The 3,902-nt window shown below is 35.5% G+C and carries 4 protein-coding genes, 1 pseudogene and 1 other annotated feature; of the genes and pseudogenes, 1 reads left to right on the top strand and 4 read right to left on the bottom strand.

Annotation, left to right across the window (positions count from 1 at the left end; translation table 11 throughout):
• Positions 1-36: 36 nt before the first annotated feature.
• From AC3AX0_RS01370 to AC3AX0_RS01355, 4 genes are all read right to left on the bottom strand, one after another.
• Positions 37-1,275: an argininosuccinate synthase gene (locus tag AC3AX0_RS01370; protein ID WP_487548507.1), complete on the bottom strand. Its 1,239-nt coding sequence runs from the start codon at positions 1,273-1,275 to the stop codon at positions 37-39.
• A gap of 188 nt (positions 1,276-1,463) precedes the next feature.
• Positions 1,464-1,675, bottom strand: a binding site (T-box leader).
• Positions 1,676-1,747: 72 nt separating this feature from the next.
• The gene (locus AC3AX0_RS01365; protein WP_487548506.1) at positions 1,748-2,350 is read right to left on the bottom strand and encodes a LysO family transporter; all 603 of its coding nucleotides are present in this window, start codon (positions 2,348-2,350) and stop codon (positions 1,748-1,750) included.
• Positions 2,340-2,672 (bottom strand): LysO family transporter, encoded by a 333-nt coding sequence (locus AC3AX0_RS01360; RefSeq protein WP_487548505.1) that lies wholly within the window; start codon positions 2,670-2,672, stop codon positions 2,340-2,342. Before AC3AX0_RS01360 ends, AC3AX0_RS01365 begins: the two co-directional genes overlap by 11 nt.
• A 9-nt stretch (positions 2,673-2,681) precedes the next feature.
• Complete coding sequence (locus tag AC3AX0_RS01355) at positions 2,682-3,362, bottom strand: TraX family protein (protein ID WP_487548504.1); 681 nt, start codon at positions 3,360-3,362, stop codon at positions 2,682-2,684.
• Positions 3,363-3,622: 260 nt separating this feature from the next.
• On the opposite strand from AC3AX0_RS01355, the pseudogene AC3AX0_RS01350 reads away from it, so the two are divergent.
• Positions 3,623-3,902, top strand: a pseudogene (locus AC3AX0_RS01350) (3-phosphoglycerate dehydrogenase); the annotation flags it as partial.

The following is a 3,902-nucleotide window of genomic DNA, read 5'->3' as shown; positions in this document are numbered from 1 at the left end:
AAAAAAGAAGGCTGCCCACTGGGGACAGCTGATTTATTAAGCTTCTTTTTTCTTAAAAGTCTTTTGAAGATATTCATCCCCAAGACAGTGAGCTTTTATTTTAAAAGGAAGACTGATTAATTTAATGTATCCTTCAGCATCGTGGTGATCAAACAATTCACTGAATCCGAATGATGATATTTCATCATTGTAAATTGCGTATGGTGATTCCATACCAGCTGAAAGAATATTGCCTTTGTACAATTGAACCTTAACCTTACCGGATACAGTTTCCTGCGTTTGATCTATAAACCCGTCAAAAGCCATTTTCAAACCACTGTACCACATTCCATTGTAAACAAGCTCGGCATATTTATTGGCAATTTGAGCCTTGTAGTGCTGCACGTCTTTCTCAAGAACCAGTCTTTCCAGCTCTGAATGTGCATACCAAAGAATTGTTCCACCAGGAGTTTCATATACTCCTCTTGATTTCATTCCTACCATTCTATTTTCCAGTAAATCTATTACTCCAACTCCATGATCTCCACCTATGTGATTAAGTGTTGTAAGTATTTCTTTTCCAGACAGTTCCTTACCGTTTACTTTAATAGGCTTACCTTTAAAGAATTCTATTTCAACTATTTCAGGTTCATCTTTTGCTTCCTGAAGTGTCTTTGTCATCATAAGAAGCTCTTTCAAATCAGGCTGGTTCTTAGGATCTTCAATATGTCCACCTTCATGACTTATATGGAGTAGGTTTTGATCCCTTGAATAAATCTTTTCTCTTGTTACTGTAAGAGGTATATCTCTAGCTTCTGCATATTGAATTGCATCTTCTCTCGATTTAATATCCCAAATTCTCCATGGAGCAATTATCTGTATATTAGGGTCGATTGAAGCAATAACTGTTTCAATCCTTACCTGATCATTTCCTTTTCCAGTACATCCGTGAGCAATATACTTTGCTCCTTCCTTGTGAGCTACCTCAACAAGTGTCTTTGCTATTATAGGTCTTGCTATTGCAGTTCCCAAAAGGTATTTTCCCTCATAAACAGCATTTGCCTTCAAGGCATCAAATACAAATTCCTCTACAAAATTATCTGTTACATCTTCTGTGTATATCTTGCTTGCACCAGCCAATATAGCTTTTTTCTTAACTTCAACCATATCGTCTTCCTGACCAACATTTACACAACATGCTATGATTTCAAAATCATAGTTTTCCTTTAACCAAGGAATAATAATCGATGTATCCAGTCCACCCGAATATGCTAATACTACTTTTTCTTTACTCATTTTCATTTACCTCCAGTAAATTGCCTTCATTTTATTAGCCTATATTGGCTATGTTTCCTGAAATTGGGTATAAAAAAAACACACCCTTGTGAAGAGGCGTGTAGTCGCGGTACCACTCTTCTTGAAACATTGCATAACTATGCATTAGCTAATAAATAAAATTTGTATAAAAAAAACCGCCCTCTTATACCAGAGGCGGATTATATCCACGTTACCACTCTATTTAAAGCTATCGCTTCATCTCTTTCATTATAACGGTATTTAACCGAGTTTCCATACTATACGTTTCCGGAAACCTCTTCATGAGTTCTGTTCAGCGCAGTTTCACTACCGGACTCGCACCAACTCCGGCTCGCTTAAGCTTCTCTTCTCACTTACTTTTCTCAATCAATAGATTTAATTTGAATTTATATGAATTATAATACATATTCATACCGTTGTCAATACTTTTTATACACTTTTTTGTATTTTTCTATACCTGTAAAAGAGATACAAAGAAAGGAACAAGTACAGGTACCGACATGGTCATTATCATTCCACTTACAAAAGCGACAACTGTAGTTTCCGCATCAGTGTTCCTTGATATTATAGGAAGAGTAGTATCCATGGATGTAGCTCCACCAAGTGCTACTGTTTCAAAATATCCTATATATTTTGCAGTATATGATATAAATGCTATTGCCAGAATCTCCCTGAATACATTTGTAAGGAATGCTATTGCACTGAGCTCCGCAGAATATGGAGCTATGAGAATAGGCGCAAGACTGTACCACCCAAATCCTGCCGCCACTGCCGCTCCCTCTAGAATCGGCATATTGAATATTAAAGCGGTGGCAATTCCTCCTGCCAGACATCCAAGACCTGCTGATACTGGCACAAGGATTATCTTTAATCCCATTTTCTTTAATTGTCCAAACACCTTCTTGTTGCTTCCTATATCAATACCTACAAAAAACAGCAGAAGGGACAATCCTATACTGAGGAATATATCCGTAGTTCCGTAAAATGATGGATCAATTATATAAATACCCGAAAGAATACCAGCTACCAGAACAAGTAAAATTTTAATTGTCATTGTCTGTTCCTCCTTTCATACTTTCCTTTTTTCTGCTATTTCCACTTTTAATTATTGTCCTGTCAATGATAAAAACTCCACTAATTCCACCTACGGCAGTCATGACTGCAAATATTCCAGACTTGAAGCCTATTGTTCCTAGAGATTCAATGACGTCCTTGTTCATTCCAAGCCTAATTCCCATTATAAATATAAGTATGTAAAGAAAAACCATCTGCATATAGCCGGCTCTCTTCAGAAGCTTGTCATGGATTATTCCCTTGTAGCTCAATACTCCTCCGATACCCAAAAGAGCAAAATAAATGAATATACTATTGAACATACTACACCTCTATAAAAATTTTTCTATCAATACTATTATGCTTATGTGAACAGGATAAAAAAGATAGGATATATACTTATTTATCCTTATTTGCTTAAACTTGAAATATATTATGGGTACCGCCATTACACATAGAGACTGGATGTAAAAAGACCATTGAAGGTTTCCATACTCCAATACTTTAAGTGAATCATATACAAGAGAAAGGAGCAACAAAAGTAAAAATGCCTTCTTTTTATTGTCTCCAAATAGATAAAATATGAGAATTATCAAAAGTCCGTACGCTCCATAGTCCATGTTTGCTACGTCAGCCAGAAAAAGCATGACCACCCATATAAGATTATTTTTTTCATAAAACTTCAACATGAGAAGTGCCATGAAGAATGTAAACATGACGTTGAGATAAAACTCACCGTGGGAAAAGAAATAAAAAGGCACCTGCGTTATGAGGGCAAATACTAACATTCTTCCCATATACTTATTTATATTGGAAGTTCTTTTGAATCCCATGGCCACATAATAAGCAAAGATGGGAAATGCAACCCTTCCTATTATCCTCATGACCAGATATATTGTAGTGTTGTGGGGAACTAGATAATAGGCCGCATGGTCTATTAGCATTGTCACCATTGCTATAACTTTCAACCAGTCACTTTTCCTTTCATTTTGCACAGTTTCATTTATATTCATATGTTGTTTCTCCATTTATAAATTATCGTAAATATTGATTTCATCAGTTTTCTTAACTACAATACCATATACGGGTTCTCCTTACAATAGATTTATAAAAGCACTAATTCAGTTCTGGTTTTGTAAACACTCCACAAACGTTTGTCGTTAATTTCTTAACAAAAACTATGGATTTATCATTATTTAACTTGAACTATTTGTTAATTTTTGTTAATATTGTTCATAAGATTTTTTAATAATTAATAAAAAGAGGTGCAAAAATGTTTAATATTACAACTTTCAACAAAATATCAAACGAAGGCCTAAAAAACTTTGACGGAAACAAATATTCCATTACTCCTGAAGATATTTCAGCTGCCGACGGAGTAGTGCTAAGAAGTTTTAAAATGCACGACACTGAACTTCCCGATTCACTTAAAGCTATCGCAAGAGCAGGTGCAGGTACAAACAACGTTCCAGTCGAAAAATGTTCTGACAAGGGAATCGTAGTATTCAACGCTCCAGGAGCAAATGCAAACGGAGTTAAGGAAATGACTCTTC

This window comes from Dethiosulfatibacter sp. (assembly GCF_983023055.1).
Note: the sequence above shows the minus strand (reverse complement) of the source record. Positions and strands in the feature narration are given on the sequence as shown.

Bases quoted from the DNA above. Each gene is read 5' to 3' on its own strand.
- AC3AX0_RS01370 (WP_487548507.1), bottom strand. From the start codon at position 1,275: ATGAGTAAAGAAAAAGTAGTATTAGCATATTCGGGTGGACTGGATACA.
- AC3AX0_RS01365 (WP_487548506.1), bottom strand. From the start codon at position 2,350: ATGACAATTAAAATTTTACTTGTTCTGGTAGCTGGTATTCTTTCGGGT.
- AC3AX0_RS01360 (WP_487548505.1), bottom strand. From the start codon at position 2,672: ATGTTCAATAGTATATTCATTTATTTTGCTCTTTTGGGTATCGGAGGA.
- AC3AX0_RS01355 (WP_487548504.1), bottom strand. From the start codon at position 3,362: ATGAATATAAATGAAACTGTGCAAAATGAAAGGAAAAGTGACTGGTTG.